Annotated in this window: 22 protein-coding genes and 1 pseudogene; 12 read left to right on the top strand and 11 right to left on the bottom strand. The window is 64.8% G+C overall.

Annotated features, from left to right (window positions below):
- Positions 1-19: 19 nt before the first annotated feature.
- Together ACO07D_RS19280 and coaD are read left to right on the top strand one after the other, a co-directional pair.
- On the top strand, positions 20-454 hold the full coding sequence (locus ACO07D_RS19280; RefSeq protein WP_421704546.1) for a CBS domain-containing protein: 435 nt from the start codon (positions 20-22) through the stop codon (positions 452-454).
- Between the two features lie 111 nt (positions 455-565).
- A complete protein-coding gene (coaD, locus tag ACO07D_RS19275) occupies positions 566-1063 on the top strand; it encodes a pantetheine-phosphate adenylyltransferase (RefSeq protein WP_421704545.1) in 498 nt (165 codons plus the stop codon).
- Positions 1064-1133: 70 nt separating this feature from the next.
- On the opposite strand, the gene gap (ACO07D_RS19270) is transcribed toward coaD, so the two are convergent.
- From gap (ACO07D_RS19270) to ACO07D_RS19255, 4 genes are all read right to left on the bottom strand, one after another.
- Complete coding sequence (gap, locus tag ACO07D_RS19270; RefSeq protein WP_421704544.1) at positions 1134-2135, bottom strand: type I glyceraldehyde-3-phosphate dehydrogenase; 1002 nt, start codon at positions 2133-2135, stop codon at positions 1134-1136.
- Positions 2136-2280: 145 nt separating this feature from the next.
- On the bottom strand, positions 2281-2424 hold the full coding sequence (locus ACO07D_RS19265) for a glyceraldehyde-3-phosphate dehydrogenase (protein WP_421704543.1): 144 nt from the start codon (positions 2422-2424) through the stop codon (positions 2281-2283).
- A gap of 31 nt (positions 2425-2455) precedes the next feature.
- Complete coding sequence (locus ACO07D_RS19260) at positions 2456-2830, bottom strand: CPCC family cysteine-rich protein (RefSeq protein ID WP_421704542.1); 375 nt, start codon at positions 2828-2830, stop codon at positions 2456-2458.
- Positions 2827-3417: a TetR/AcrR family transcriptional regulator gene (locus ACO07D_RS19255; protein WP_421704541.1), complete on the bottom strand. Its 591-nt coding sequence runs from the start codon at positions 3415-3417 to the stop codon at positions 2827-2829. The genes ACO07D_RS19260 and ACO07D_RS19255 overlap by 4 nt, the downstream gene beginning before the upstream one ends.
- Before the next feature lie 114 nt (positions 3418-3531).
- Here ACO07D_RS19255 and ACO07D_RS19250 point away from each other — a divergent pair, with 114 nt between their 5' ends.
- A complete protein-coding gene (locus ACO07D_RS19250; protein ID WP_421704540.1) occupies positions 3532-4440 on the top strand; it encodes a DMT family transporter in 909 nt (302 codons plus the stop codon).
- 104 nt (positions 4441-4544) lie between these two features.
- Here the strand turns inward: ACO07D_RS19250 and gap (ACO07D_RS19245) are convergent, their stop codons facing one another.
- Positions 4545-5546, bottom strand: coding sequence for a type I glyceraldehyde-3-phosphate dehydrogenase (gene gap / locus ACO07D_RS19245; protein ID WP_421704539.1), 1002 nt, complete (start codon positions 5544-5546; stop codon positions 4545-4547).
- Between the two features lie 262 nt (positions 5547-5808).
- On the opposite strand from gap (ACO07D_RS19245), the gene ACO07D_RS19240 reads away from it, so the two are divergent.
- Both ACO07D_RS19240 and ACO07D_RS19235 read left to right on the top strand, forming a co-directional pair.
- Positions 5809-6774 (top strand): DUF808 domain-containing protein, encoded by a 966-nt coding sequence (locus ACO07D_RS19240; protein ID WP_421704538.1) that lies wholly within the window; start codon positions 5809-5811, stop codon positions 6772-6774.
- Complete coding sequence (locus ACO07D_RS19235) at positions 6774-7217, top strand: hypothetical protein (protein ID WP_421704537.1); 444 nt, start codon at positions 6774-6776, stop codon at positions 7215-7217. Before ACO07D_RS19240 ends, ACO07D_RS19235 begins: the two co-directional genes overlap by 1 nt.
- Before the next feature lie 114 nt (positions 7218-7331).
- Here the strand turns inward: ACO07D_RS19235 and tkt are convergent, their stop codons facing one another.
- Entirely contained in the window at positions 7332-9353 is a 2022-nt protein-coding gene (tkt, locus tag ACO07D_RS19230) for a transketolase (RefSeq protein ID WP_421704536.1), read from the bottom strand.
- Between the two features lie 218 nt (positions 9354-9571).
- Between tkt and ACO07D_RS19225 the strand changes: the two genes are divergently transcribed.
- The 3 genes from ACO07D_RS19225 (at position 9572) to mnmH (ending at position 11813) form a co-directional block, all read left to right on the top strand.
- The gene (locus ACO07D_RS19225; protein ID WP_421704535.1) at positions 9572-10072 is read left to right on the top strand and encodes a hypothetical protein; all 501 of its coding nucleotides are present in this window, start codon (positions 9572-9574) and stop codon (positions 10070-10072) included.
- The gene (locus ACO07D_RS19220; protein WP_421704534.1) at positions 10065-10460 is read left to right on the top strand and encodes a cell division protein ZapA; all 396 of its coding nucleotides are present in this window, start codon (positions 10065-10067) and stop codon (positions 10458-10460) included. The genes ACO07D_RS19225 and ACO07D_RS19220 overlap by 8 nt, the downstream gene beginning before the upstream one ends.
- A 318-nt stretch (positions 10461-10778) precedes the next feature.
- The gene (mnmH, locus tag ACO07D_RS19215; protein ID WP_421704533.1) at positions 10779-11813 is read left to right on the top strand and encodes a tRNA 2-selenouridine(34) synthase MnmH; all 1035 of its coding nucleotides are present in this window, start codon (positions 10779-10781) and stop codon (positions 11811-11813) included.
- A 10-nt stretch (positions 11814-11823) separates the two neighbouring features.
- Here mnmH and selD read toward each other — a convergent pair whose 3' ends face one another.
- Positions 11824-14004 carry a selenide, water dikinase SelD gene (selD, locus tag ACO07D_RS19210; RefSeq protein ID WP_421704532.1) on the bottom strand — a complete coding sequence of 727 codons (2181 nt, stop codon included), beginning with the start codon at positions 14002-14004 and terminating at the stop codon, positions 11824-11826.
- A 238-nt stretch (positions 14005-14242) separates the two neighbouring features.
- Between selD and ACO07D_RS19205 the strand changes: the two genes are divergently transcribed.
- Positions 14243-15493: an imelysin family protein gene (locus ACO07D_RS19205; protein ID WP_421704531.1), complete on the top strand. Its 1251-nt coding sequence runs from the start codon at positions 14243-14245 to the stop codon at positions 15491-15493.
- A gap of 183 nt (positions 15494-15676) precedes the next feature.
- Here ACO07D_RS19205 and ACO07D_RS19200 read toward each other — a convergent pair whose 3' ends face one another.
- Genes ACO07D_RS19200 through ACO07D_RS19190 form a run of 3 tightly spaced genes read right to left on the bottom strand, consistent with a single transcriptional unit; the run spans position 15677 to position 19277 of the window.
- The gene (locus ACO07D_RS19200; RefSeq protein ID WP_421704530.1) at positions 15677-16753 is read right to left on the bottom strand and encodes a DUF1513 domain-containing protein; all 1077 of its coding nucleotides are present in this window, start codon (positions 16751-16753) and stop codon (positions 15677-15679) included.
- A gap of 2 nt (positions 16754-16755) precedes the next feature.
- Positions 16756-17796, bottom strand: a complete 1041-nt coding sequence (locus ACO07D_RS19195; protein WP_421704529.1) for an imelysin family protein — start codon at positions 17794-17796, stop codon at positions 16756-16758.
- On the bottom strand, positions 17796-19277 hold the full coding sequence (locus tag ACO07D_RS19190) for a di-heme oxidoredictase family protein (protein ID WP_421704528.1): 1482 nt from the start codon (positions 19275-19277) through the stop codon (positions 17796-17798). The genes ACO07D_RS19195 and ACO07D_RS19190 overlap by 1 nt, the downstream gene beginning before the upstream one ends.
- 205 nt (positions 19278-19482) lie before the next feature.
- Here ACO07D_RS19190 and ACO07D_RS19185 point away from each other — a divergent pair, with 205 nt between their 5' ends.
- Positions 19483-21141, top strand: coding sequence for a sulfatase-like hydrolase/transferase (locus tag ACO07D_RS19185; RefSeq protein WP_421704527.1), 1659 nt, complete (start codon positions 19483-19485; stop codon positions 21139-21141).
- A 298-nt stretch (positions 21142-21439) separates the two neighbouring features.
- Here ACO07D_RS19185 and katG read toward each other — a convergent pair whose 3' ends face one another.
- Entirely contained in the window at positions 21440-23617 is a 2178-nt protein-coding gene (katG, locus tag ACO07D_RS19180; protein WP_421704526.1) for a catalase/peroxidase HPI, read from the bottom strand.
- A 99-nt stretch (positions 23618-23716) separates the two neighbouring features.
- Between katG and ACO07D_RS19175 the strand changes: the two genes are divergently transcribed.
- Complete coding sequence (locus ACO07D_RS19175; RefSeq protein ID WP_421704525.1) at positions 23717-24628, top strand: LysR substrate-binding domain-containing protein; 912 nt, start codon at positions 23717-23719, stop codon at positions 24626-24628.
- 377 nt (positions 24629-25005) lie between these two features.
- A pseudogene (locus tag ACO07D_RS19170) lies at positions 25006-26265 on the top strand (IS3 family transposase).
- The last annotated feature ends 63 nt before the right edge of the window (positions 26266-26328 follow it).

Raw genomic sequence — 26328 nt, 5'->3', positions numbered from 1 at the left:
ATGCTAGGAGGGCATGTGAATGCTGGTAAGCCAGATCCTGAAAGACAAAGACCTTGCCGGGGTCGAGACCGTGAAACCCGGCACGAAGGTCGCCGCCGCGGCGGCGTTCTTGTCCGAGAAGGGGATCGGTGCCGTAATCGTGTCCGAGGATGGTGTGCATCCGGCGGGCATCCTGTCCGAACGTGACGTGGTGCGCGAGCTGGGAAGCCGTGGCACGCCCTGCTTGGATGACGTGGTCGACAACCTCATGACCTCGAAACTGGTGACCTGTTCGCCCTCGGATCGCGCGATCCAGGTCCTGCAGGTGATGACCGAGGGACGCTTTCGCCACATGCCGGTGATGGATGGCGACGAGATGGTTGGCGTCGTGTCGATCGGCGATGTGGTCAAGGCGCGGCTGGATGAACTGTCGAGCCAGGCGGACGCGCTCAAGAACATGATCATGGGCTACTGAACCCGCACGGGCCCGAAAAGCTACGCAGTAGAACTACGCTGCACTGCGGAAAGGTCTTGCAATCGCGCGCGCAATATTGTTGCGTGCGCGAAACGTCAGGAGGGCAGTTTCATGCGCATCGGTCTTTACCCCGGCACCTTTGACCCCGTCACTCTGGGGCATACGGATATCATCCGCCGCGCTTGCGCGTTGGTGGACCGTCTGGTCATCGGCGTGGCGATCAACCGCGACAAGGGCCCCCTGTTCACGCTTGAAGAACGCGTGGCCATGGTCGAGGCGGAATGCGCCAAACTGGCCGAGGAAACCGGCACCGAGATCGTCGCCCACCCGTTTGAGAACCTGTTGATCGACTGCGCTCATGACGTGGGCGCGCAGATCATCGTGCGCGGCCTGCGCGCGGTCACGGATTTCGAATACGAATACCAGATGGTTGGCATGAACCGCGCGATGGACGCCAGCGTCGAGACCGTGTTCCTGATGGCCGAGGCCAAGTATCAGGCGATTGCCTCGAAACTGGTGAAGGAAATTGCGCGGCTGGATGGTGATATCTCGAAATTCGTCAGCCCCGAGGTGCGCGTGCAGCTGCTGGAGCGGCTGGGCAAGGGCTGAGCCTTCTTCCCCCGCACAAACGAAAAGGCCCGCCAGTTGGCGGGCCTTTTGTCGTTGGAATGCCCTGTGATTACAGGTGCTTGCCCATCTCTGCCGCGGTGTCCAGCATGCGGTTCGAGAAGCCCCATTCATTGTCATACCAGGTCAGGATGCGGGCCATGTTGCCGTCCATGACCTTGGTCTGGTCCAGCGCGAAGGTCGAACTGGCGGGGTTGTGGTTGAAATCCACCGACACGAGCGGGCGGGCGGTCACACCCAACACGCCCCTCAGCGTGCCTTCTGCGGCGGTGGTCATCGCGTTGTTGATCTCTTCGGCCGTGGTGGCGCGGCTGGTTTCGACGGTCAGATCGACGCAGGAGACATTCGGCGTCGGCACGCGGATCGCCACACCGTCCAGCTTGCCGTTCAGTTCCGGCAGCACCAGCCCCACGGCGGCGGCGGCGCCGGTCGAGGTCGGGATCATCGACATGGCGGCGGCGCGGGCGCGGTAGAAATCCTTCTTGTGCATCGTGTCCAGCGTCGGCTGGTCGCCGGTGTAGCTGTGGATCGTGGTCATGAAGCCCTTGTTGATGCCCACCGTGTCATGCAGCACCTTGGCCACCGGGGCCAGGCAGTTGGTGGTGCAGGAGGCATTCGAGACATGCAGGTCGGCGGCTGACAGGCGGTCGTGGTTCACGCCATAGACAATGGTCTTGTCCGCGCCTTTCGACGGGGCCGAGACCAGCACGCGGCTGGCACCGTTCTCCAGATGGATCTTGGCCTTGTCGCCGGTAAAGATGCCGGTGCATTCCAGCACGATATCGACGTCACCCCAGGGCAGGTCGGCGGGGTTGAAGACCGAAGTGACCTCGATCGGGCCGCGGCCCGCGTCGATCGAATTTTCTGTCCATTTGACCTCGTTCATGAACCGGCCATGCACCGAGTCGAACTCGAACAGGTGGGCGTTCATTTCGACCGAGCCGAGGTCGTTGATGGCGATGACTTCGATGTCGTCGCGGTTCTGTTCATGCAATGCGCGCAGCACCAGACGTCCGATGCGCCCGAACCCGTTGATGGCAACCTTGGTGGTCATGTCCTCATCCTTCATGCGGCTGTGCGGGGGCGGTCCCCGCTGTGTCTCGGCGGAAATGTTACCGCTAACAACACCAAAAAGGCAGAAAGGTCAAGAGGCGTCGCGGTCGCAGGGTTTCAGCTCTGTGTGAGCAGGTCGGGAGGGCTCAGCGCCAGAAGGCGAGCCATTCCGTGAATTCCAGCATCTTCTTGCCCAGGAACAGGGACATGGAGCCATCCATGATCAGGAAATCGGTGCCGAAGAAGGCGATCACGAGGATGGCAAGCACAAGGGCGATCTGGTTCGTCATGGCCGGACCATCGCAGGTTGTGCCCGGTGGTTCAAGGACTTGAACGGGGCATGGGGCGGTGCGGTGATTGCGGCATGGACAGCAGTTGGCCCAGCCGCTTCGGGTCCAGGCCAACCTCCCTGTCGAGCACCTTGTTGACATAGGCCAGCAGGGCCAGCCGGTTCGCGTCGGGAAACTCCACCACATCAATGCCCTCCCCGGCGTCATACATGTGCCGGTGCGCCAGGAAGTTCTGGCGTGCCATGGTCAGGGAATAGTCCTTGTTCGGCCCTGCCCAGACCTCATCGGCGTAGGGGGCGTCCTGCCCGTCATCTTCCCACCAGCAGATCTCGCAAATATCGAAAACGGCGCGGGCCTCCAGGGTCGGAAAGCCGCAGCACGGGCATGTATGGAGGGCCTCGGTCATTTCTGCTCCAGCGCGGCCAGCAGGAAAGCAGTGCAGTTGTGCGCATGCTTGCGGATGCGGTCGTCGGACGGGTAGGGGGAACCGACCAGCACGTCATGGCGCAGCGTAAGCAGCATCGACGTCCAGAGGTTGGCCATAACCTCGGGATCTTCAACGTGGAAGCGGTCCGCAAAGAACGTGGCCAGCTGATGGGTGGTGGGTACCCGGCCGATGGCGTTGAACAGCTGTAGCAGGTGTGGCGCGCGGGGAGCCTCGGCGATCAGCAGGCGGATCGTGTCCAGATGCTTCTGGGTCAGGTGGCCCTTCACGAACCCAACGGCGAACTCTTCGAGTGCGGCGGCTGTGTCAGGGTTGGCGGCAAGGTCGATCAGGTGGTCATGGGTGCGATTGCCCATGTCCTTCAGCGTGGCTTCGAACAGGTTATCCTTCGACGGGAAATAGCGATAGACCGTTTGTTTCGTGACCCCCGCCGCTTTGGCTATCGCATCCATTGATGCGTCGGCATAGCCGCCGGTCAGGAACTGCATCCGGGCCGCGTCGATGATGGCGCGGGTCTTGGCGGCCTTGTTTGCTGCGAGTTTGCTCATGGGGGACCTGGCTGGCTGCAGAGTAAAATCATACGGGAGAGTATGAAAAACTTGACGGGCGTGCAAGAGATCCTAAATCATACCGATAAGTATGATTCTTGTCGGAGGCCAAAGATGGCACAAATACAGACCTTGATCCGCAGCGGCGCAAACCCGCGCCTGACGGGGATTTTCATCGCGCTCGCCGGGGCGTTCCTGATGAGCTTTGACGCGATCTTCATTCGGCTGTCGGGCGTTGGCGGGGTGGATACGGCCTTTCTGTTCGGGCTGTTCACTGCGCTCTCGCTGGCGACAGTCATCCAGGTCGCCGATGTGCGTGGCCTTGTTGGAACGCTCAGGGCCGGGGGCTGGCCAGTTATTGCCTCGGGGCTTCTGATGCTTGGCAGTGCAACCTCGCTTGTCTTCAGCGTCAAGCTGACCTCGGTCGCGAACACCTTTCTGATCCTGACCATCACGCCCACACTGGCCGCTGTGTTCAGCCGGATCTTTCTGGGTGAGGTCACGCGCCGCGCGACCTGGCTGGCCATTGCCGGTGTCATGCTGGGTGTGGGGATCGTGGTGTCCGGATCGGTGTCTGACCCGGGGGTGGATGGTGGCGCGCGCCTGTTGGGCGATGGGCTTGCGCTGGTGGCGGTCACATTCGTTGCGCTGAACCACACGCTCAAACGCGGCTATCCCGAGGTCAGCCGGATGGCGACCATCGGACTGGGTGGGCTGTTCCTGGCGCTGGCCATGGCGGCATTTGCCTCCCCGGCCAGTTATAGCATGACGACCTGGCTGACCATGGCGGTGATGGGGCTGTTCAGCGCGCCATTCGGGCGGGTGCTGATCGGGGTCGCCACCCGCCATATCACCGCGCCGGAGGTCGGGGTGATCTCGATGACCAGCGCGGCCTTCGCGCCTTTGCTGGCGTTTCTGGTCTTTTCCGAAGTGCCTCCGGTGGCGAGCTTTGTCGGCGGGGCGGTGATTCTGGGCACGATTCTGAGTTACGTGGTGGTGACATCGCGGCGAGCCACCGGGTGATCCATCCTCATATGCGTTGGAGGGGGCAGGCGTCGGAGCACCTCGTTGGACTCAAAAAGCCCCGCCAGATCCGGCGGGGCTTTCGCTGTTCAGGGGGCGGCGGGTCAGCCCAGCTGGCCCATCAGCGCGGCAACATCGGCCATGCGGACCGAGAAGCCCCATTCGTTGTCGTACCAGGCCAGAACGCGCACGGTGCGCCCGCCGACGACCTTGGTCTGGTCGGGGGCGAAGATCGAGCTCTGCTCGGTGTGGTTGAAGTCGATCGAGACCTTGGGTTCCGGGTCATAGCCCAGCACGCGGCCCATGGGACCGGCGGCGGCTTCGGCCATCACCTGGTTGATCTCTTCCACGCTCGTGTCGCGCTTGGCGGTAAAGGTCAGGTCCACGGCCGAGACATTCGGGGTCGGCACGCGCAGGGCGGTGCCATCCAGCTTGCCCGCAAGTTCCGGCAGCACTTCGCCCAGGGCCTTGGCGGCACCGGTCGAGGTCGGGATCATCGCCATGGCGGCGGCGCGGGCGCGGTACAGGTCCTTGTGGCGGCGGTCCAGGGTCGGCTGGTCGCCGGTATAGCTGTGGATCGTGGTCATCACGCCGCTTTCGATGCCGACCGCATCGTTCAGCACCTTGGCCAGCGGGGCCAGGCCGTTGGTGGTACACGACCCGTTCGAGACCATCTTGTGTGCGGTCTCAAGCTCCTTGTCGTTCACGCCGAAGACGATGGTCTTTTCGACGTTCTTCGCCGGGGCCGAGATCAGAACCTTGCCAGCCCCCTGTTCCAGGTGCACGGCGGCTTTCTGACCGTCGTTGAACTTGCCGGTGCATTCCAGCACGACGTCGCAGCCCGACCAGTCCAGTTCGCGGGGCTCGTAGGTCGACATCATCTGCATCGGGCCACGGCCGATGTCCATCGTGTTTCCGTCGACGGTGATCTCGTTCGGATAGCGGCCATGCACGCTGTCGTATTTCAGCAGGTGGGCCGCGGTTTCGATCGGGCCGGTCGCGTTGACCTTGACGACCTGGATGTCGTTGCGGCCGGATGCCGCGATATGCGCCAAGGTGCAGCGCCCGATGCGGCCGAAGCCGTTGATGCCGACGGTGACGGTCATAAGATTTTCCCCTCAGGCTGTGGCGCCAATCGCTGGGTGGCGCCCATGAAGCAGTTTGGGGGCTCTATATCGACTGGTCAAATCGCGGCCAACGGAAAAACGGGTTTGACGCCAGCTTGTTAGCGAAAACATCGCCTGTTAACGCAAACCTTCGGGCCATCCGCGTGGCGGGGAGCGGTCGGGCGGACCTCCCCTTGCCCGTGTCGCGGGAGTTGTTAGGATCGCCGCCAAGAGCAGCATGCGAGCAGGACTGGAGCACGAAATGAGCGGATTGATCGCCCTTCTGGATGACGTGGCGGGCATTGCCAAGGTGGCGGCGGCCTCGATTGACGACGTGGCGGGACAGGCGGCCAAGGCGGGGGCCAAGGCGGCAGGTGCGGTGATCGACGATGCAGCCGTGACGCCGAAATACGTGCAGGGGTTCCGCGCCGACCGCGAGCTGCCGATCGTCGGCAAGATCGCCTGGGGTTCGATCAAGAACAAGCTGCTGATCCTGCTTCCCGTCGCCATGCTGCTGAGCACTTTCGCGCCCTGGGCCATCGCGCCTTTGCTGATGCTGGGGGGCAGTTACCTGTGTTTCGAAGGGGCGGAAAAGATCTGGCATGCGCTGTTTCCACATGAGCACACCTGGGATCATGCCGAGCATGACGAGGGCGACCCGACCCACCTGGAGGAAACCAAGGTCGCAGGCGCCATCAAGACCGATTTCATCCTCTCGGCCGAGATCATGACCATTGCGCTGTCGGCCATTCCGCCCTCGAACATCTACATGAAGACGGCGACCCTGGCGGTGGTGGCGGTGGGCATTACCGTGGCGGTCTATGGCTCGGTTGCGCTGATCGTGAAGGCGGATGACCTGGGGCTTCTGATGTCGAACAAGGGGCGGATGGGGATTACCCGGGCGGTTGGCCGGGGTATCGTCAAGGCCATGCCGGGGTTCATGAAGCTGCTGACCGTGGTGGGCACCGCGGCGATGTTGTGGGTGGGCGGCAATATCGTCGTGCACGGGCTGCACGAGATGGGCTGGCATCCGATCTATGAGTTCATTCACCACGCGGCGGAAAGCGCCGCCCATGCAGTGGGTGAGGGCTGGGCCGGGATTGTCGGCTGGGCGGTGACCGCCGGGCTGGATGGGGTGTTCGGCTTTGTCCTGGGTCTGTTGCTGATCCCGCTGGCCACCCGGGTGATCGGCCCGATCTGGGGCGCTGTGTTCAAGGGCAAGGCGTGATGGTTTTCGAATTCAAAGGCCCGTTCGAGGGGCCGAAGGTCAAACATGCGGAGCATCATCCGGGGCAGCCCTATGACGCTGCGCGCAATGAGGTGAGCGTGCCGGAACGCCTTGCCATGAGCGAGGGGCAACTGGCGCGGTTCCTTTATGTGCGTCTGCGCCACGCAGATGACGCAGTTCGCCGGGCGCGCTGGTTTGGCGGACGGATCTACAACAACATGGTTGGTGCGAATGCGACCTATACCGATATGCCCGGGCACCATCTCTTGATGGCGATGGACTGGGCCGGTGTGCCTGCGCCCAAAGGGGTGCAGCCTGATCGGTCCTATCAATTGCGTCTGGATGTGGCCGCCAAGGCGTTCGAGGCGCTGCACCTCTGGTGTCGCAAGAATGGCGTGAATTACAAGGATTGGGATCTGGAGCTAAGCGGTCCGATCTCCTGACGGCCAAAACTCTTTAGAAGAGTTTTGCCAAGAGTTTTCTGAAAACTCTTGCGCGCATGAAAAAGCCGCCGGGGGAACCCCTCGGCGGCTTTCGTATTTCCGGGCTGCGGCAGCTTACGCCAGCAGGTCGCGCACCTTCTGGGCGACGTTTTCGGCGGTGATACCGAACTGTTCGAACAGGGTGCCCGCCGGGGCCGAGGCGCCGAAGCTTTCCATGCCGACGAAAGCCTGCTTGGCCTCGCGGCTGCGTTCACCCAGCAGCAGCTTGTCCCAGCCACCATCACGCACGGCGGCTTCGACGCCCACGCGCACGGGGCCCGCGGGCAGCACGCGGCGGCGGTAGGCCTCGTCCTGCTCGGCGAAGAGCTCCATGCAGGGCATGGAGACGACGCGGGTGCCGATGCCTGCGTCCTGCAGGATGTCGCGGGCCTTCAGGGCCACTTCGACTTCGGAACCGGTGGCGATCAGGATCGCCTGGCGCTTGCCTTCGGCCTCGGCCAGGACGTAACCGCCCTGGGCTGTCAGGTTCTTGGTCTTATGCTCGACGCGCACAGTGGGCAGACCCTGACGGGTCAGCGCCAGCACCGAGGGTTTGTCCTTGGCGGTCAGGGCGATTTCCCAGGCTTCGGCGGTTTCCACCGTGTCCGCCGGGCGGAAGGTGTAGCTGTTGGGGGTCGCGCGGCAGATGGCCAGATGTTCGACCGGCTGGTGGGTCGGGCCGTCTTCGCCGACGCCGATCGAATCGTGGGTCATCACGAAGACGGTCGGAATGCCCATGAGGGCGGCCAGGCGCATCGAGGGGCGGGCGTAGTCGGTAAAGACAAAGAACGTGCCACCATAGGGGCGCACACCGCCGTGCAGCGCCATGCCGTTCATCGCGGCGGCCATGCCGTGTTCGCGAATGCCCCAGTAGACATAGCGACCCTTGCGGTTGTCCACGTCGAAGACACCCAGGTCGCCGGTCTTGGTATTGTTCGAGCCCGTCAGGTCGGCCGAACCGCCCACGGTTTCCGGCATGATCGGGTTGATTACTTCCAAAGCCATCTCGGACGACTTGCGGGTCGCGACCTTGGGCTGCTCGTCCGAGACCTGTTTCTTCAGCGCACGCACCACGGCCGACAGGCGCTTGGGCGCGTCGCCTGCGTAGGCGCGGGTGAACTCGGCCTGTTTGCGCTCGGAAATGTCGGCGAAACGCGCGTCCCATTCGGCGCGGGCCTCGGCACCGCGGGCGCCCATGGCCTCCCACTGCGCCTTGATCTCGTCCGGCACCACGAAGGGGCCGGTGGTCCAGCCATAGACTTCCTTGGCGGCGGCCAGCTGTTCGGCGTCGGTCAGCGCGCCGTGACCCTTCGAGGTGTCCTGCGCGGCGTGGCCCAGGGCGATGTGGGTCTTGCAGGCGATCATCGAGGGTTTCTTGGTCGACTTGGCCTTGGTGATGGCGGCGTCGATGGCGATGGGATCATGGCCGTCGATCTCCTGCACATGCCAGCCGGAGGCCTTGAAGCGCTGCACCTGGTCGGTGCGGTCCGACAGCGAGACCTTGCCGTCGATGGTGATGTCGTTGTTGTCCCAGAAGACCACCAGCTTGGACAGCTCGTGACGACCCGCAAGGCCGATGGCCTCCTGGCTGATGCCTTCCATCAGGCAGCCGTCGCCGGCGATCACATAGGTGTAGTGATCGACGATCTTCTTGCCGAAACGGGCGCGCTGGATTTCCTCGGCCATGGCGAAGCCGACCGAGTTGGCGATGCCCTGACCCAGCGGGCCGGTGGTGGTCTCGACACCCGAGACATGGCCGTATTCCGGGTGACCGGCGGTAATGGCGCCCCACTGGCGGAAGTTCTTGATCTGGTCGAGGGTGACGTCCTCGTAGCCAGTCAGATACAACAGCGAATAGATCAGCATCGAGCCGTGACCGGCCGACAGGATGAAGCGGTCGCGGTCGGCCCAGCGGGGCGCTTTCGGATCGAACTTCAGGTGTTTCTCGAATAGAACGGTGGCAACGTCGGCCATGCCCATCGGCATGCCGGAGTGACCGGAGTTTGCGGCGGCCACCGCGTCCAGGGTCAGGGCGCGGATGGCAGCGGCGCGCATCCAGTGGTCGGGGTGCTCTTTGCGAAGGGTGGCGATGTCCACGAGTGTCGTCCTTTGACTGCGACTGATTTCGAAATGCTCTTAGCAGCCGCGCGGCGAAGATCAAGCAAAAGGGCCAAATGCTTGACCCCAAAGGGGGGGTAAGTAACCTGTGACGTGGTTAAACTGCCATTTGAGGCGCATTCCCGGGCGATTCGCCGGGATTTGGACAGATACGCGGGGACAGGCAGAGATGAGTGGCGGAATTACGGGGACAGATTATGAGTGATTTGGCAGAGCTGGAACGCCGCATTACCGCGGCGCTGGATCGGATCGGGCAGGGGGTCGAGGCGCTGAATGCAACGCCCGCCGAGGTGCCCGCGGATGACGGGCGCATTGCCGAGCTGGAGACGGCGCTGGAAGAAGAGCGCACGGTCAACGCCCAGCTCGAAGAGCGGGTGAAGGCGATCAAGGAACGTCAGGACAGCACGGTCGATACGCTGGCCGAAGAGGTTGAGCGCCTGCGCGAGATGCTGGAGGCGGAAGAGGCCTCGGTCGCGCGGCTGCGCAAGATGAACGGCGAGTTGCGCGGCAACAATGACGCGCTGCGCGAGGCGTTGAGCGCGGGGGTGGCCGAGCCGCACCTGGTGAACAAGTCGATGATGGCCGAGCTGGAAGCGCTGCGCGCCGCCCAGGCCGCCGACCGTGCCGAGCTGGATGCGGTGCTGGGCGAGCTGAGCCCGCTTGTCGAGGCGATGGAGAAGGAGGTGGCGGATGCCTGACGTGAAGATCACCATTGGCGGGCGCGACTTCGAAGTGGCCTGCCAGGAGGGCGAGGAACACTTCCTGAAATCCGCCGCCGCCATGCTGGACACCGAAGCCTCGGTGCTGACCGCGCAGATCAAGCACCTGACCGAAGGGCGCATGCTGCTGATGGCCGGGCTGATGCTGGCGGACAAGACCGCGGCGATGGATGACAAGGCCAAGGCCGCCGAGGCGAAACTGGCCGAGGTTCAGGCCGAGCTGGACGCGCTGAAGGACGCCCCGGCGCCCGAGCCCGAAAAGGTCGAGGTGCCGGTCATTCCCGACGTGGTGACCGACACGCTGGCGGAACTCGCCGCCCGTGCCGAAGCCGTCGCGGCCTCGGTCGAGGAAAAGGTCGCGGGCTAAGGCGATGATGGGGCCGGGCCGGGTTATACGGCCCCGCCGCCCCACCCGCCGTCGGGAAAAACGGGCGTCCATCCGGGGTGTTTGGGGTCTCGTCGCGAAGGGGGCATGCGCCGTTCGCTGGGAGTACAGGCGGGACCAAAGCCCGGCGCGCAAGCGCCAATCCGCGCGCAGCGCAGCCCACCTCCCACCCCTGCGCGTGCCAAGATTATTTGAATAATCTTTGATGAAGGGGGCCTCGGCGCTGCGCGCCTCGGATGCAGCTCTCTGGCCATTGGCGCCTGGTCGGGGTAGGACGGGGAAAACGCCACAGGCCCCTCCATGCCCTTCAAGCTTTCCGCCCTCACTGACCTGATCACGCTGCCCTTCGATGACATCATCGACGTGCGCTCACCTGCCGAGTTTGCCGAGGATCACGTGCCCGGCGCGATCAACCTGCCAGCGCTGTCCAACGCCGAACGGGCGCGGGTCGGCACGATCTACGTGCAGGAGGAACGGTTCCTGGCCCGCAAGATCGGCGCGGCGCTGGTGGCGCGCAATGCCGCCGACCACCTGCAAGGCCCCCTGGCGGATCGGCCGGGCGACTGGCGCCCGTTGGTCTATTGCTGGCGCGGCGGGCAGCGCTCGGGCAGTTTTACCTCGATCCTGCAACAGATCGGCTGGCGTGCGGATGTGGTCGAGGGCGGCTACAAGAGCTACCGCCGCCTGGTGGTCAAGGCGCTCTATGATGCGCTTTGGCCGGGCGAGGTGGTGTTGATCGACGGCGGCACCGGCACGGCCAAGACGCGGCTGCTGGCGCAGATCGCGGCGGCGGGCGGGCAGGTGCTGGACCTGGAGGCGATGGCGGAACATCGCGGGTCGCTGTTTGGTCCGATGGGCGAAGTACAGCCGCATCAGAAGACCTTTGAAAGTCGCCTCGCCATGGCGATGGCGCGGCTGGATCCGGCGCGGCCGGTCTTTGTCGAGGCGGAAAGCAGCAAGATCGGCCGCATCATCATTCCCCCCGCGCTGTGGAAGCCGATGATCGCCGCGCGGGTGGTCGAGATCACTGCGCCGCTGGAGGCGCGGGTGGGCCACCTGGTCACCGCCTATGACGATCTGGTGGAGGCGCCGGAAAAGCTCGATGCGGTGCTGCAGAAACTCGTGCGTTATCACGGGCATGCGCAGATCGAAGTCTGGCAGGCCCTGGCTGTGGACGGGGATTTCGCGACCCTGGCGGGCGAACTGATCAAGGTGCATTACGACCCGCGCTATGCCCGCGTGTCCCGGCGAGAGGTGGCACCGGAGGATCGGCTGGACCTGCCGGATCTAAGCGATCAGACACTGTCGGAAGTGGCTGCGCAATTGGTGGGTTGAGCCAAGGCGCTCAGGTGCAGGAAACCCCCGGTGCGCCCGCGACCATGCGTCCGATCACGGCGGCCTCATGCCCCAGGAGCCGCAGCGCGGCGACCAGGGCCTCGGCCTGATCTGCCTCGACCGCGGCCAGCAAGCCACCCGCGGTTTGCGGATCATGCAGCAAGGCGCCACGCGCGCCCTCGGCCCCGGCCCCGGCGGCGGGGGCAGCCGACTGGTTGGCCGCGTGGAGCGTCGAGCGATGCCCGGCCTCGGCCAGTGCCAGCGCGCCGGGGTAGAGTGGGATCATATCCAGCGACAGCTCGGCGGACAGGTCTGAGGCTCGGCAGATTTCCAGAAGGTGCCCGGCCAGGCCGAACCCTGTGACGTCGGTCATCGCATGGGCATTGGTCAGCACCTCGGCCGCATCGCCTTGCGGGCGCGACAGGTGATCCAGCAGATGCGCCACGTCATGGCCAGATGCCGCGCCCTGCATCTCGGCGGCCAGCAGGGTGCCCGCGCCGATTGGGCGGGTCAGGATCAGGGCATCGCCGGGTTTTGCACCGCCTTTCGGGATTGGGTCGCTGGTCAGCCCCGTCAGGCTGAACCCGAGGGTCAGCTCGGCCCCCATGGTGGAGTGACCGCCGACCACCTCGGCCCCGGCGGCGCGGATGACCTCCCCGGCGGCCTGCATGATCTCTGCCAGCGTGCGGCTCTGCAGGGCGGGGGACATGCGCGGCAGGGTGACCTGCACCATGGCCGACTGCGGCTTGGCCCCCATCGCCCAGATGTCCCCCAGCGCGTGTACCGCAGCGATGCGGGCCATCGTCGCGGGATCCTCGGTAAAGGCGCGCAGGTGGTCGGTGGTCAGCACTTGGCGGGTGTCACCGAGGTCCAGCACGCCCGCGTCATCGCCGGGCCCGGACAGAACGTCGGCGCGGCTGGGCGCGGGCAGGGAGGACAGTACGCCGGACAGGGCCTCCGGCCCCAGTTTCGCCCCACAGCCGCCACAGAGTGGCTTGCCGCCCAGCTCCTCACGCACGCCCTGGGTGACCAGCGCGGGCAGGGCGGGGCCGGGCATCTTCGGCAGGGACTGGAACTTGTCCATGAACCTGCGGTCGATCCGATCCTTCCAGCGCCAGACCCAGGGGGCGGCGAAGGAGAGGCCGTATTTCTCGGCAATCGCGTCCTGTCCGCCCAGCGAGACGAGTTTCAGATAATCCCCCTGCGGGCGGTAGGTCTTGGGCGGATCGCCCACCAGGGCGGCGCGCAGGTTGTGAAAGAGCACCGGGCCGGAGCGCACCGCGTAGACGCCCGCCTTGGGGCGCGGCGCATGGGAGAGGTGGGCGCAGTCGCCCACCGCAAAGAGATCGCGCCGACCCTGCACGCGCAGATAGGCGTCGACCTTGACGAAACCGTCGTGGGTCAGGGGCAGGGGGCTGTCGGCCAGCCAGGAATGGGCAAAGGCGCCCGCGGCGCCAACGGTGAAACGGGCCGGGAGGGTGCGCCCATCGGCCAGCTCGACGCCATCGGCCGTCAGGCGGGTCACCTCGGCGTTGAGCTCGGTGGTAACGCCCAGCCGGGCCATGGCGGCGTCCAGATGGCGGGTGGCGCCAGCGGTCTTGCCGGTGATGCGCTCGCCCGCTTCGATCACGGTGACGCGGGCGGTGTCGCCCACATCGCGGCGCAGCGCATGGGCCATGGCGAGCGAAAGCTCGGCTCCGGCCACGCCACCGCCGATCACGGCAACCTCGGGCGCGACGTCTCTGGCCTTGGCGCGGGCCAGGAAGTTGCGCCAGGCAGAGGCGTAGCTGTCCAGCGGCTTGGCACCGGTGCCATGTTCGGCAAAGCCCTCGATATCCGGCATCTCGGCGTGAATGCCCACGTCGATCGAGGCAAGGTCATAGGCGACCCGTCTATCTCCAACAGTGATGGTCCGCGTTTCCGGGTCGATGGCGGTGGCTTCGCCCAGGATCAGCCGAGCCCCGGCAAAACGCGCCAGTTTCACGAGGTCGATGTCCAGTGCCTCGCGCGTGTAGTGCCCGGCGATATGACCGGGCAGCATGCCGGAATAGGGCGCGGTCGGGCCCGGGTTGATCAGGGTCAGGCGGGTGCCCAGCAGGGGTTTCATGCCCCACATGCGCAGGACCAGGGCATGGGCATGCCCGCCGCCGATCAGGACAAGGTCGCGTGTGAGGGGGATCTGGGTCTGCATGGGCGCACCTTCAAAACTCGTGCGCTGCCCTTATCCCATTCGCGCGCCAAGCGCCACGGCCAGTGCCCCCCAGAGGCTGCGGCATAGCCGCGCTGGGCGGAAAGGGCGCGTGCGTCCCGTCTGGTTGTGACGGGGTGTCGCATCATGGAGCAATTCCGACAAAAATACTCAAAAATGTTTGCCTGATAATTTCACTCGTGTATTAAGCGTGCAAATGATTCAACCCACGAGGATATCCATGACCCTTCGCAAATCGCTTCTGGCCCTGCCGTTCCTGCTGGGATCGACGGCTATGGTTCAAGCCGCCGACACGGCTGCCATCATCGACAACTACGCCGATATCGCCCAGGCCGGATATGAGGACAGCCTGACCCTGGCCAAGGCGCTGAAAGGGGCCGTCGAGGCGCTGATCGCCGCCCCGACCGAGGCCAACCTGGAAGCTGCCAAGGAAGCCTGGCTGGCTGCCCGCGTGCCCTATCAGCAGACCGAGGCCTTCCGCTTCGGCAACCCCACCGTGGACGACTGGGAAGGCAAGGTGAATGCCTGGCCGCTGGACGAAGGCCTGATTGACTACGTCAAGGGCGACGCCTCGTCGGACGAAAACCCCTTCGCCACCGCCAACGTGATCGCCACGCCGAAACTGACCATCGGTTCGGCGATGATCGACGCCTCGACAATCACGCCCGCGCTGCTGGAAAGCCTGCACGAAGTGGAAGGCATCGAGGCCAACGTGGCCACGGGTTACCACGCGATCGAATTCCTGCTCTGGGGTCAGGATCTTTATGGCACCGATCACGGCGCCGGTGAGCGCCCGGCCAGCGATTTCGACACCGCCAACTGCTCCGGCGGCAACTGTGACCGCCGCGTCCAGTACCTGGTGGCGGCGACCGATCTGCTGATCACCGACCTGGAAGAGGCCGTTGCCAACTGGTCCGAAGGTGGCCAGGGCCGCGCCGATGTTTCCGCCGATGCGGACAAGGGTATCATCATGGCCTTCACCGGTCTGGGCAGCCTGTCCTACGGTGAGCAGGCGGGCGAGCGCATGAAGCTGGGCCTGCTGCTGCAGGACCCCGAGGAAGAGCATGATTGCTTCTCGGACAACACCCACAACAGCCACTATTTCGACGGTCTGGGCATTCGCAACGTCTACACCGGTCGCTACGTGCGCATCGACGGTTCGGTCGTGTCGGGCCCCTCGCTGCATGACCTGGTCTCGGCCAAGGACGCTGCAGTTGCCGGCGAGCTGCTGGGCGACCTGAACGAGACGATGATTGCCCTGGGTGATATCCGCACTGCGGCCGAGGCCGGCACCTCCTACGACCAGATGCTGGGTGCCGATGCCGCCGGTGGCGCGCTCATTCAGAACGCCATCGACAAGCTGGTCGACCAGACCAAATCGATTGAACGCGCCATCGCCGTGGTCGGGATCGACCCGATCGAGGTCGAAGGCTCCGACAGCCTGGACAACCCGGGTGCCGTGTTCGAGTAAACCTCGGGCCGTTGTGAGAATTGGAGACGCCGGGCGAAAGTCCGGCGTCTTTCGTTTGCACCTTGCCGTTTTTTGGAACGCCCGGCACGCGCGGCCCCCAGGGAGGCTCGCGTGTCCTGGGTAAACGAGCTTACTCCAAGGTATGTGAGGCAAGGAAAAGAGAACTGCCGCGTCCGGCCGGTGTCAGGTCAGCCGCACCAGGTGGTTGTCAAACTGACAATCGTGGTGTGCAAGTTCGGTAACCGTGTCGCCATCGGCATGGCCCACTACCCCTTCGCCGGTGGTGAAGAGGAACCCGTCGGCGAGCGTGCCGATGCCGCAGACATCCGGCTGCTCGGGCATCGCCAGCAGGGCGCCGGTGGTCAGGTCGTGGATCTGCATCAGCCCACCACGCGGGGAGGTGATCGCCACCTGTTTCCCATCGCCGGATAGGGCCACGCTGCCAGCGTAGCCGTTCATCCGGCGCAGTTGGTCCGCGGGCGGGGTGAGCAAGCTGGGGGCATTGTCCTTGGCGTGAAGACCCAGCAGCGGCACGACCTCGTCGCCGCCCTGCCATTGCATGGCAAAGGCGACGGTGCCGTCTGCGCCCACGGCCAGGTGGCGGATCGAGTTCTTGTGCAGCTCCCGGTCCAGCTCCATGCGTTCGATCAGGGTGCCATCCAGGCTCAGATAGGAAAGGTTCGGTTCCATCACCGGGATGTTCAGCTTGGCCCGGCCGGAGCTGGGGTGGGTCTCGATCCCGCCATTGGCCACCACCAGGGTCTGCCCGTCCGGGAGAAGCACCATGTCATGGGGGCCCACGCCGCCGGAGGGGAATTCGCCCAGGCGCGCGAGGGTCTGAGCGTCCCAGACGCCGATCACGCCCTCCCCGGCCTCATAGTCGTTTTCGGTGGTGTAGAGTCGCGCGCCGTCGTGGGTAAAGACGCCGTGGCCGTAGAAATGCCGCCCCTGAGGCGCAGTCAGCCGCGCGCGGTCCTGGCCGGTGATGCAGTCGATCACCAGGGCGAAGTCGCCGGGGCGGCGGGCGAAGGCGACGGCCTCGGCACGGCGCGGGTGCGCGGCGGCGGCATGGCCGCGGTCGGGCAGGGGCAGGGTGAAGAGGATCTCTCCTGTCCGTGTCAGCCCTGCCAGTTGGTAGCTACCATCGGGAAACCGCGCCGCCGACAGGAAATCGGGTGCCCCGGCTGCGGCCCAGGTTCCGGTCGTGGCGAGGCCAGCGGAGGCGGCGAGACCGGCGAGGAAATGGCGGCGTGATGGCATGATTAGTCTCCGTCCAGCGCGTTGAACCCTTCCTGCACGCCAAGCGCATTGCCCAGCTGCCAGGTCACGGTCTCGCGGATCGCGTTGATGGCGGTCTGGATCGCCTCGATGCGGAAACGGGTCATCGGGTCGGCGACACCGGCAAAGGTGGGATCCTCCAGCGCATCGGTCATGTCCCCAAGACGGGTGAAATCATCGGTCAGCTTACCGGCGACTTCGTCATGGCCCTTGGCCAGCAGGGCCGAGAGCTCTTCGAGGGCTGCCAGCGAGGCGGTAAGGTTGGCAAGCGAACGCTGGGACCGCCAGGCCTCGGCCCGGCGCGGGCGGGGGCGGTCGAACGTGCCCAGGGGGCGGCCCAGGCGGGTGTCGGCGCTGAATTGCAACCCGGTCAACAGGGATTGGTAAAGCACCTGCAGCGCTTCTTCATCGCTGCGAAACGGGGTGTCCTCGCCAGGGGTACGCATCTGGTCGGCGTAGCTGTCCCGCCAATCGGCCAGGATCGCGTCGGCATTGCGGTCAAGGTCCGTCGCAATGGCGGTGGCGAGGGCGCAGCGGTACTGGGCAGGGCCGTTGGTGCGCATGTTTTCGTCAAACAGCAGGTATTCCAGCGCAAAGAGCCCGCGCCCGGCGATGGAGCTGTCAGCGAAACGCTCCGGGGCGACGACGATGTCGCTCTCGGCCCCGATCAACCGATTCAGCGCCTTCTTGGTAAAGCCCTTGGTGTCGGGCCAGAAGGCCATGGCATGGGCGCGGTCCTCGGCCTCAGTCGGGCCGAAACGCAGGTGGCTGGCGCCGATCCAGGCGTCGAAGGCGGCGTGGAAGGCCTGTTCCAGTGCGGGGCCTGCGGGGCCGTCAGGGGTGCAGCTGTCGGCGGCGGTGGTTTTCAGGGTCTCGGTCGCCTCGGCCAGGGCCGTGAAGCGGGGCAGCACATGGCTGTCGAGCACGGTGTCGACACGCATTCCAGCCTCTTGTGCCTGGGCGGCCGTGCCGAAGATCAGGGCCAGGGCGGCGGTTGTGCGGGCAAGGTGGGACAGAACGCGCATTACAGCGACTCCAGGAAACGGATCAGGGCAGCACGGTCGGGCGCGGCCATCTGCGTGACAGTATCGCGGGCTGCTTGCGCCTCGCCCCCGTGCCACAACACCGCTTCCAACAGCGACCGCGCGCGGCCATCGTGCAGGAACTGGGTATGGCCCGAGACCTCTTCCGTCAAGCCGATCCCCCAGAGCGGCGGGGTGCGCCATTCTGTCCCATCGGGACCGGCATCCGCCAGGTCTGGCCCCATGTCATGGAGCAGCATGTCCGTATAGGGCCAGATCAACTGGAAGCTCTGCTGCGGCTGATCGGTCAGGCGATGGGTGACATAGGCGGGGCGGTGGCAGGCGGCACAGCCAGCGGCGTGGAACATTTCCTTGCCGCGCAGCACTTCGGGGTCACCCACGTCGCGCCGGGCAGGCACGCCCAGGTTGCGGCCGTAGAGCGTGGTCAGGTCGAGGCCCACGTCATCCACCTCGAACACCCGCACGTCACCGTCGCCATGGGTGTCGGTGCGGCAGCCCGCCTGCGCCTCGGTGCAATCACCCCAGGCGGCGGGGAAGAGCGGGGTCGACAGGCCGATGTCGCCGGAAAAGGCGGCGGCGCTTTGCTCGCGCACGGTGGGGGTGGCGGCTTTCAGGCCGAAACGGCCCAGCATCGGCTGGCCGTATTCCACCGACCAGACCACGCTTGCGCGGCCCGAGATGCCGTCACCATCCGCATCCTCGGGGTCGGCGCCCGCCAGGATGTCGGCGGCGGGGATCGCTTCCAGCAGCCCCAGGCCGATCATCTGCGGGGCAATGCGCGGGCTGACGGCCATGTCGGGATGGGTCGGGCCGAAGGTCGTGTCCACGACCGACCAGGTCGGGCGGCGCAGGCGTGCGGGGGCCTCGCCCTCCAGCGGCACCTCGAATTCCTCCCAATCGACGCGCACGCGCCCTTCGGCAACGTGGCCGGAGATCGAGAAATCCTGCAGCTGTCCGCCATAGGTCGGGTCCGGGCTGCCATCAGGCAGGGTGAGGCGCAGCACCATGCTCTGCGCGTCATCCTCGGGACTGTCCGGTGCGTGGCCGCGCCCGCCGCCCGCGTGGCAGACCCGGCAGGCGCGGGTGTTGTAAAGCGGCCCGAGCCCGTCCGAGGCCTTGGTCGAGCTGGGCGACGAGACCCAGAGCTTGTCGAACATCGCCTCGCCCAGGGTGAAGTCCAGCGCCAGGTCACCGATATTGGCCTGGGGCAGCTTGAAGGACTGCCCGGGCTCGCGTGCGGTAATGGTGCCCTTGCCTGCGGACAGCGCTTCAAAGGTTTGCGGGACGCTGAAATCCGTGGGCGGGGCGGTGACGGTGGCAATGCGCGCGGCCTCTTCGGCGGTGCGGGGCAGGGTATCGAGGTGCACGTCCCGCAGTTCCTCGGCGTTGGCGGCGTAGGCGAAAGAGGCCGGGAGGGCCAGAAGAGCAATGGTAGCGGGAAGAAGGACGCGGGTCTGTCGCATGGTTGGCGTGGTCTCGGAACATGATTCTGATTGGCTGAGGGTGGGGATAGCCTGAATTTTCAAATCCTGACAGAAAAAATCAGATAAGCGCTGATTTTGTCGCAGTTTGAACGGTGGAACGTTTCAGTTGATACGATCCTGGTTGGCGCGGGCGCGATGTTCGGGCCAATATCACGGGAAGAATCAGAGCCGGGGAGGGGCTGTCATGAACATCCTGTTCATCATGTATGACCAATTGAGGTTCGATTACCTCTCCTGCGCCGGGCATCCGCATCTGCACACGCCGAACTTCGACCGGGTGGCGGCCAAGGGGGTGCGATTCACGCAGGCTTACGTACAGTCGCCGATTTGTGGCGCCAGCCGGATGAGCTTCTATACGGGGCGGTATTGTGCCAGCCATGGGGCGCAGTGGAACGGCTTTCCGCTGCGGGTGGGCGAGCAGACCATCGGCGACCACCTGCGCAAGCTGGGCATGGGCTGCCACCTCATTGGCAAGACCCATATGGTGGCGGATGAGGAGGGCATGGAACGGCTGGGTCTGTCGCCCGACAGCATCATCGGCGCGCGCCAGGCGGAATGCGGGTTCGACGCCTGGATCCGCGATGACGGGCTGTGGGGCGAGGGGCCGGACGGGTTCTATGATGCCAAACGCTCACCCTATAATGAATATTTGAAATCAAAGGGATATCCGTCCGAGAACCCATGGTCGGACTTCGCGAATGCCGGGGTGGATGAAGAAGGGGACATCGCCTCGGGCTGGATGTTCAAACACGCTGACAAGCCCGCGAACATTCGCGAGGAGGACTCCGAAACCCCCTGGCTGACCCAGCGCACGATCGATTTCATCGAACAGGCAGATCACCCCTGGTGCGCCCATGTCAGCTACATCAAACCGCACTGGCCCTATATCGTGCCCGCCCCCTATCACGCCATGTACGGGCCGAACCACGTGCCCGCGCCCACGCGCCATGAAGCCGAGCTGGACAACCCGCACCCGGTGCTGGGCGCCTATCAGCAGGGCCGCATCGGCAAGGCGTTCCAGCGCGACGAGGTGCGCCAGAAGGTGATCCCGGCCTATATGGGGCTGATCAAGCAATGCGATGACCAGCTGGGGGTGTTGCTGGATCACCTGGAGGCCACCGGCCGGATGGACGATACGATGATCGTTCTGACCTCGGATCACGGCGATTACCTGGGCGATCACTGGCTGGGGGAAAAGGAGCTGTTCCATGATCCCTCGGTGAAGATCCCGCTGATCATCTACGATCCGCGCGTCGCGGCCGATGCCACCCGTGGCACCACCTGCGACGCGCTGGTGGAGGCGATCGACCTGGCCGCGACCTTTGTCGAGGCGGCGGGCGGCACGGTGCCGGATCACATCATCGAGGGGCGTTCTCTGATGCCGTGGCTGCACAGAGAACAAGGGAGCGAGGCACCCGCGTGGCGCGAGGTGGCGATCAGCGAATACGACTATTCCGCCACCGGCCATTGCGAGGCGCTGGGCCTGGAACCCCGCGACGCGCGCCTGTTCATGGTCTTTGACGGGCGGTTCAAGATGATCCATTTCGAAGGCGGCTTCCGCCCGATGCTGTTTGATCTGGAAACGGACCCCGAGGAGTTCCACGACCTGGCCAAGGGCGACGCCCACCAGGCCGAGATCGACCGGCTTTATGAGCACCTCGCGCGCTGGGGTCGGCGCCTGTCGCAGCGGGTGACGCGGTCGGAGGAGGAGATCAAGGGCATGCGCGGCAAGTCGGGGCGTAAGGGCATTCTGCCGTTCCTGTTCGATGGGTCGGAAGTGCCCGAGGAGCTGACGGCGAAGTACCGGGGCAAGGCGTCGGCGGATTATACCTCAGAGGGGTAGGGGCCGGTTTGGATGTGTGCCCGCCGCGCGCGTAGCGTGCGGCCACCGCCCACCCGGGGCAAAGGCCCCTCGTCCAACGCGCAGGTGAAAATTCTTCGAAGAATTTTGCAAAGGGGGGCCTCGCCTTCGGCTCGGCGGGGGCTTTGCCGCCTCACGCGGTTTCTCTGAAACCGCTGACAGCCGACGCGGGCACCTGAATGTGCCCGCTTGCCTCGGCCTGACGGCCTCACCCCAGGAATTTGTGGAAAGATGAAAGAGGAGCGCCGGGCGGGCCTACCACCGCCCGGCGCCGTTGCTGTCAGAGGTCGAAGCGATCTGCTTCCATCACCTTGGTCCAGGCGGCGGCGAAATCGGCGGCGAACTTGGCGCCGCCATCCGCCTGGCCATAGACTTCAGCCAGGGCACGCAGTTGCGAATTCGAGCCGAACACCAGGTCCACCCGCGTGGCGGTCCATTTCACCGCGCCGCTGGCCCGGTCGCGCCCTTCATAGATGCCGTCGCCACCGTCACTCCACGCCGTGCCCATGTCGAGCAGATTGGTGAAGAAATCGGTCGAGAGTGTGCCGACACGGTCGGTAAAGACCCCATGGGGGCTGCCGCCGTGGTTGGCGCCCAGAACCCGCAGACCGGCGACCAGAACAGTCATCTCAGGTGCGGTCAGGCCCAAGAGTTGGGCGCGGTCCAGAAGCATCTCTTCCGGCGAAATGGTGAACTCGGTGCGTTGCCAGTTGCGGAACCCGTCCGCCTCGGGCTCCAGCACCGCCATACCTTCGGGATCGGTCTGGGCGTCGGTGGCGTCACCGCGTCCCTGGCTGACCGGCACGCTGACCGCGTGACCGCCCGCCTCGGCGGCGCTTTCGACCGCTGCGGCACCCGCCAGCACGATCAGGTCGGCCATGGACACCGGTTTGGCGAAATCGGCGCGGATCGCGTCCAGCGTCGACAGCACGCGAGCCAGCTCTTCAGGCTCGTTCACCGCCCAGCCACGCATCGGCTCCAGCCGGATGCGGGCCCCGTTGGCGCCGCCGCGATGGTCCGAACCACGATAGGTCGAGGCCGAGGCCCAGGCGGTCTTGACCAGGTCGGACACCGACAGGCCCGAGGCCAGAACGGCGCGTTTCAGGGCGGCCACGTCCGCGTCGGACAGGTCCGTCTCGGACGCCGGGATCGGATCTTGCCAGACCAGTTCCTCGCTGGGCACCTCGGCGCCCAGATAGCGGGCACGCGGGCCCATGTCGCGGTGGGTCAGCTTGAACCAGGCGCGGGCAAAGGCTTCGGCGAACTCATCCGGGTTTTCGTGAAACCGCTTGGAAATCGGGCCATAGATCGGGTCCATGCGCATCGCCATGTCGGCGGTGGTCATCATGGTCGGCACCTTGCGCGCGGGGTCGTGGGCCATCGGCGCCTTGTCCTCATCCGTTACGCCGACGGGCTCCCAGATCCAGGCCCCGGCGGGCGACTTGGTCAGGTTCCAGTCATAACCGAACAAGAGGTCGAAATAACCGTTGTCCCATTGGGTTGGGTTCGCGGTCCAGGCCCCTTCGATGCCCGAGGTGGTGGTGTCGTCGCCATGGCCGGAGCCATGTTCATTGATCCAGCCCAGACCCATCTGTTCGATGGGGGCCGCTTCCGGTTCGGCACCCACCAGCGCGGGGTCGCCTGCGCCATGCGCCTTGCCGAAGGTGTGACCACCCGCGACCAGTGCCACGGTTTCCTCGTCATTCATGCCCATGCGACCGAACGTGTCGCGAATATCACGGCCCGAGGCGAGGATATTCGGGTCGCCGTCCGGCCCCTCGGGGTTCACATAGATCAGCCCCATCTGCACGGCAGCCAGCGGGTTTTCCAGGTCACGTTCGCCGGAGTAACGGCTGTTTTCACCTCCGCTGGCCTGCAGCCACTCCGCCTCGGCCCCCCAATAGGTGTCTTCCTCGGGCTCCCAGACATCTGCACGCCCGCCGCCGAAGCCGAAGGTGCGCCCCCCCATGCTTTCGATCGCGACATTGCCCGCGAGGATCAGCAGGTCGGCCCAGGAAATCGCATTGCCGTATTTCTGTTTCACCGGCCAGAGCAGGCGCCGCGCCTTGTCCAGGTTGCCATTGTCCGGCCAGGAGTTCAGCGGCGCGAACCGCTGCTGCCCGGTGCCACCACCACCGCGCCCATCTGCGGTGCGATAGGTGCCGGCGGCATGCCAGGTCATGCGGATGAACAGCCCGCCATAGTGGCCGTAATCGGCAGGCCACCAGTCCTGGCTGTCGGTCATCAGCGCGGTCAGGTCCGCCTTCAGCGCCTTCAGGTCGAGGGATTTGAACGCCTCGGCATAATTGAAATCTCCGCCCATCGGGTCCGACTTGGCCGAGTTTTGGTGAAGGATGCGCAGGTTCAGGCGATTGGGCCACCAATCGTCGTTCGAGCGCATGCTGACATTGGTCGCCCCGTGCGCGACCGGGCATTTGCCCACGTTGTTTCCATCCATTTGGCTATCCTCCAGAGGTCAAATTCACTGCCCTCAGGTTAGGCGGTGATTTTGATAAAAGGAAATTGCATCTTCGGATGGGGATGATAAGGATTTCCTATGGCAAATATTACTCTCAGACAGTTGCGTTATTTCAAGGCGGTGGCGCAGCACGGGCATTTCGGTCAGGCGGCCGAGGCCTCGGCGGTGTCACAACCGGCGCTGTCGGTGCAGATCAAGGAGCTGGAAGAGCGGCTGGGTTGCACGCTTTTTGAACGCGAACCGCGCGCCGTGCGGTTGACTGGGCTGGGGGCGGAGTTGCTCGAACGGGCCGAGGGTATCCTGCAATCGGTGGACGAGCTGGAAAACCTGGCCCGCGCGGCGCAGGGGCGGCTGTCGGGGGCCTTGCGCATCGGGGTCATTCCCACCATCGCGCCCTACCTGCTGCCCGGGCTGCTGGGCGACCTGGCCCGTAGCCACCCGGAGCTGGACATCCGCATGCGCGAGACCATGACCTCGACCCTGCTGGCGGAGCTGGGGCAGGGGCGGCTCGACCTGGCGATCCTGGCCCTGCCGGTGTCCGAGCCCAACCTGGAGGAGGCCGACCTGTTCGACGAACGCTTCGTGCTGATCCGGCCCGAGGGCGAAGACAGCCTGCCGGTGCCGGACCCGGCCAGCCTGTCGGAACGGCGGCTTTTGCTGCTGGAGGAAGGTCACTGTTTCCGCGACCAGGCGCTCTCCTTCTGCGGCATCAGCGCCTCCACCGGCGTGCGGCAGAAGACCCTGGACGGAAGCTCGCTGACCACACTGGTGCGGATGGTCGAAGCAGGGTTCGGTGTCACATTGATCCCGGAGATGGCGGTCGACGCCGAAACACGTGCAGCCCGCGTGTCGGTCGCGCGTTTCAACGGCCCCGCGCCTGCCCGCCGCGTCGGCATGGTCTGGCGCAAGTCCGATCCGATGCGGGGGCATTATCGCGAGCTGGCAGAACAGATCACGGGCGGGCAGGGCACGGCGCGCGCGACTGTGTAGGGTCCGGTCAACTGAAGGACGGGCCAATGAAGACGAGAGTCATCGTCGAACAGGTCATTCAAATGATCGAGGAGCGGGAAGCTGGCGAGAAGACGGCGGACATGTGCAGGCGCTGAGCTTTGCCCGGCAGGGTATTTGCGTAGCAAATATCCCGAGAGCCCGATCCGATGGTTCAACTCGTCATGCAGGCAGATGGGGCGTCCGAGGAGCAACCCCGCCATCTCTACCTGGGATTTCGGGTATCACACACAGACATAGGTGCCCTTGAGGCTGCAACCGGACACGAAAAAGGACAGGCGTCCTTGCGGATCCAACCGCTACTGAGCCTCCCCAACTGAACTGGTCCACCGCTATGTTTAGGAAACGGAGGACCAAGAATGGCAAACAAGCGACCGAAGCCCGAAGAGATTGTCTCGAAGTTACGGCAGGTTGAGGTGCTGATGGGGCAAGGCATGCCCCGTCTGGATGCAATCAGACAGATCGGTGTTGTTGAACAGACCTATTACCGGTGGCGCAAGCAATACGGCGGAATGCGTTGCCGGCAGGTGATTGCGGAGCAATCTGCCGAGAGGGGCGTGGATCAATTGAAGGAACTGAAGCGGCTTCAGAAGGAGAATGATCGACTGAGGCGGGCTGTGTCGGATCTGACCTTGGACAAGCTGATCCTGAAGGAAGCTGCGAAGGGAGTGAGGGGCGTCCCGGAAACGGTCATCAGACCGTTTCAGCCCTGAACGGGCGGAGCCCCTAAGCCCCGCTCGTCGTCGCGCTTGTATCAATCATGTATGCGGCCAGTTCAAAGTGTCTGAACGCCGAGCTTGCCGGGTACTGGGGCAACATCGTTCGACGCAGAGGCATGCCCCGAGAGGCCGAGCCGATGAGGATCGGTTGGTGGCCGACATGATTGAGTTGGCCAGGCAGTATGGTCGATACGGCTATCGTCGGGTCGCGGCCTTGCTCAGAGAGGCAGGCTGGCCCCCTCTCGGCAGCATGCTGCGCATGCGCCTGCCGGGCAATGGGTTAGTGATGGTCGTGTCGAACGGCTATGGCGGCGAGAGGGGCTGAAGGTTCCACTAAAACAACCAAAGAAAGGGCGGCTCTGGCTGAATGACGGATCATGCATCCGGCTCCGGCCGGAGCACCGCAACCACGTCTGGTCCTATGATTTCGTTCACTGCCGGACAGATGACGGCAAGGTCTTCCGGACGCTGAACATCATTGATGAGCACAGCCGCGAATGTCTGGCGATTAAGGTGGAGCGCAAACTGAACTCGACAGATGTGATTGACGCTTTGACCGACCTGTTCATCCTACGTGGCCCTCCAGCCTTCATACGTTCCGACAATGGCCCCGAGTTTGTTGCACAAGCGGTTCGGGATTGGATCGCAGCCGTCGGCTCTCAAACTGCCTACATCGAACCGGGAAGCCCATGGGAGAACGGATATTGTGAAAGCTTCAATGGCCGGTTCCGGGACGAACTGCTCAACGGGGAGATCTTCTATACCCTGCATGAAGCCCAGATCCTGATCGAAGAATGGAGGAAACACTACAACACAAAACGACCTCACAGTGCATTGGGCTATCGCCCACCGGCACCCGAAACCATCATCCCGATGGAACACAGGCCGATCATGCACTAACTATCAACCTGGACCAGTCAGATGGGGCGGCTCACGCAAGTACAATGTCGGTATGGTGCTGGC

This window comes from Aliiroseovarius sp., assembly GCF_965228805.1.
Lineage (GTDB): Bacteria > Pseudomonadota > Alphaproteobacteria > Rhodobacterales > Rhodobacteraceae > JASBTN01.
The sequence above is the reverse complement of the archived record's forward strand: the minus strand, read 5'-3'. Positions and strand labels throughout refer to the sequence as shown.

What these genes read in the sequence shown, in the direction of transcription:
- ACO07D_RS19280 (WP_421704546.1), top strand. Translation starts at nt 20, where the DNA reads ATGCTGGTAAGCCAGATCCTGAAAGACAAAGACCTTGCCGGGGTCGAG.
- coaD (WP_421704545.1), top strand. Translation starts at nt 566, where the DNA reads ATGCGCATCGGTCTTTACCCCGGCACCTTTGACCCCGTCACTCTGGGG.
- gap (WP_421704544.1), bottom strand. Translation starts at nt 2,135, where the DNA reads ATGACCACCAAGGTTGCCATCAACGGGTTCGGGCGCATCGGACGTCTG.
- ACO07D_RS19265 (WP_421704543.1), bottom strand. Translation starts at nt 2,424, where the DNA reads ATGACGAACCAGATCGCCCTTGTGCTTGCCATCCTCGTGATCGCCTTC.
- ACO07D_RS19260 (WP_421704542.1), bottom strand. Translation starts at nt 2,830, where the DNA reads ATGACCGAGGCCCTCCATACATGCCCGTGCTGCGGCTTTCCGACCCTG.
- ACO07D_RS19255 (WP_421704541.1), bottom strand. Translation starts at nt 3,417, where the DNA reads ATGAGCAAACTCGCAGCAAACAAGGCCGCCAAGACCCGCGCCATCATC.
- ACO07D_RS19250 (WP_421704540.1), top strand. Translation starts at nt 3,532, where the DNA reads ATGGCACAAATACAGACCTTGATCCGCAGCGGCGCAAACCCGCGCCTG.
- gap (WP_421704539.1), bottom strand. Translation starts at nt 5,546, where the DNA reads ATGACCGTCACCGTCGGCATCAACGGCTTCGGCCGCATCGGGCGCTGC.
- ACO07D_RS19240 (WP_421704538.1), top strand. Translation starts at nt 5,809, where the DNA reads ATGAGCGGATTGATCGCCCTTCTGGATGACGTGGCGGGCATTGCCAAG.
- ACO07D_RS19235 (WP_421704537.1), top strand. Translation starts at nt 6,774, where the DNA reads ATGGTTTTCGAATTCAAAGGCCCGTTCGAGGGGCCGAAGGTCAAACAT.
- ACO07D_RS19225 (WP_421704535.1), top strand. Translation starts at nt 9,572, where the DNA reads ATGAGTGATTTGGCAGAGCTGGAACGCCGCATTACCGCGGCGCTGGAT.
- ACO07D_RS19220 (WP_421704534.1), top strand. Translation starts at nt 10,065, where the DNA reads ATGCCTGACGTGAAGATCACCATTGGCGGGCGCGACTTCGAAGTGGCC.
- mnmH (WP_421704533.1), top strand. Translation starts at nt 10,779, where the DNA reads ATGCCCTTCAAGCTTTCCGCCCTCACTGACCTGATCACGCTGCCCTTC.
- selD (WP_421704532.1), bottom strand. Translation starts at nt 14,004, where the DNA reads ATGCAGACCCAGATCCCCCTCACACGCGACCTTGTCCTGATCGGCGGC.
- ACO07D_RS19205 (WP_421704531.1), top strand. Translation starts at nt 14,243, where the DNA reads ATGACCCTTCGCAAATCGCTTCTGGCCCTGCCGTTCCTGCTGGGATCG.
- ACO07D_RS19200 (WP_421704530.1), bottom strand. Translation starts at nt 16,753, where the DNA reads ATGCCATCACGCCGCCATTTCCTCGCCGGTCTCGCCGCCTCCGCTGGC.
- ACO07D_RS19195 (WP_421704529.1), bottom strand. Translation starts at nt 17,796, where the DNA reads ATGCGCGTTCTGTCCCACCTTGCCCGCACAACCGCCGCCCTGGCCCTG.
- ACO07D_RS19190 (WP_421704528.1), bottom strand. Translation starts at nt 19,277, where the DNA reads ATGCGACAGACCCGCGTCCTTCTTCCCGCTACCATTGCTCTTCTGGCC.
- ACO07D_RS19185 (WP_421704527.1), top strand. Translation starts at nt 19,483, where the DNA reads ATGAACATCCTGTTCATCATGTATGACCAATTGAGGTTCGATTACCTC.
- katG (WP_421704526.1), bottom strand. Translation starts at nt 23,617, where the DNA reads ATGGATGGAAACAACGTGGGCAAATGCCCGGTCGCGCACGGGGCGACC.
- ACO07D_RS19175 (WP_421704525.1), top strand. Translation starts at nt 23,717, where the DNA reads ATGGCAAATATTACTCTCAGACAGTTGCGTTATTTCAAGGCGGTGGCG.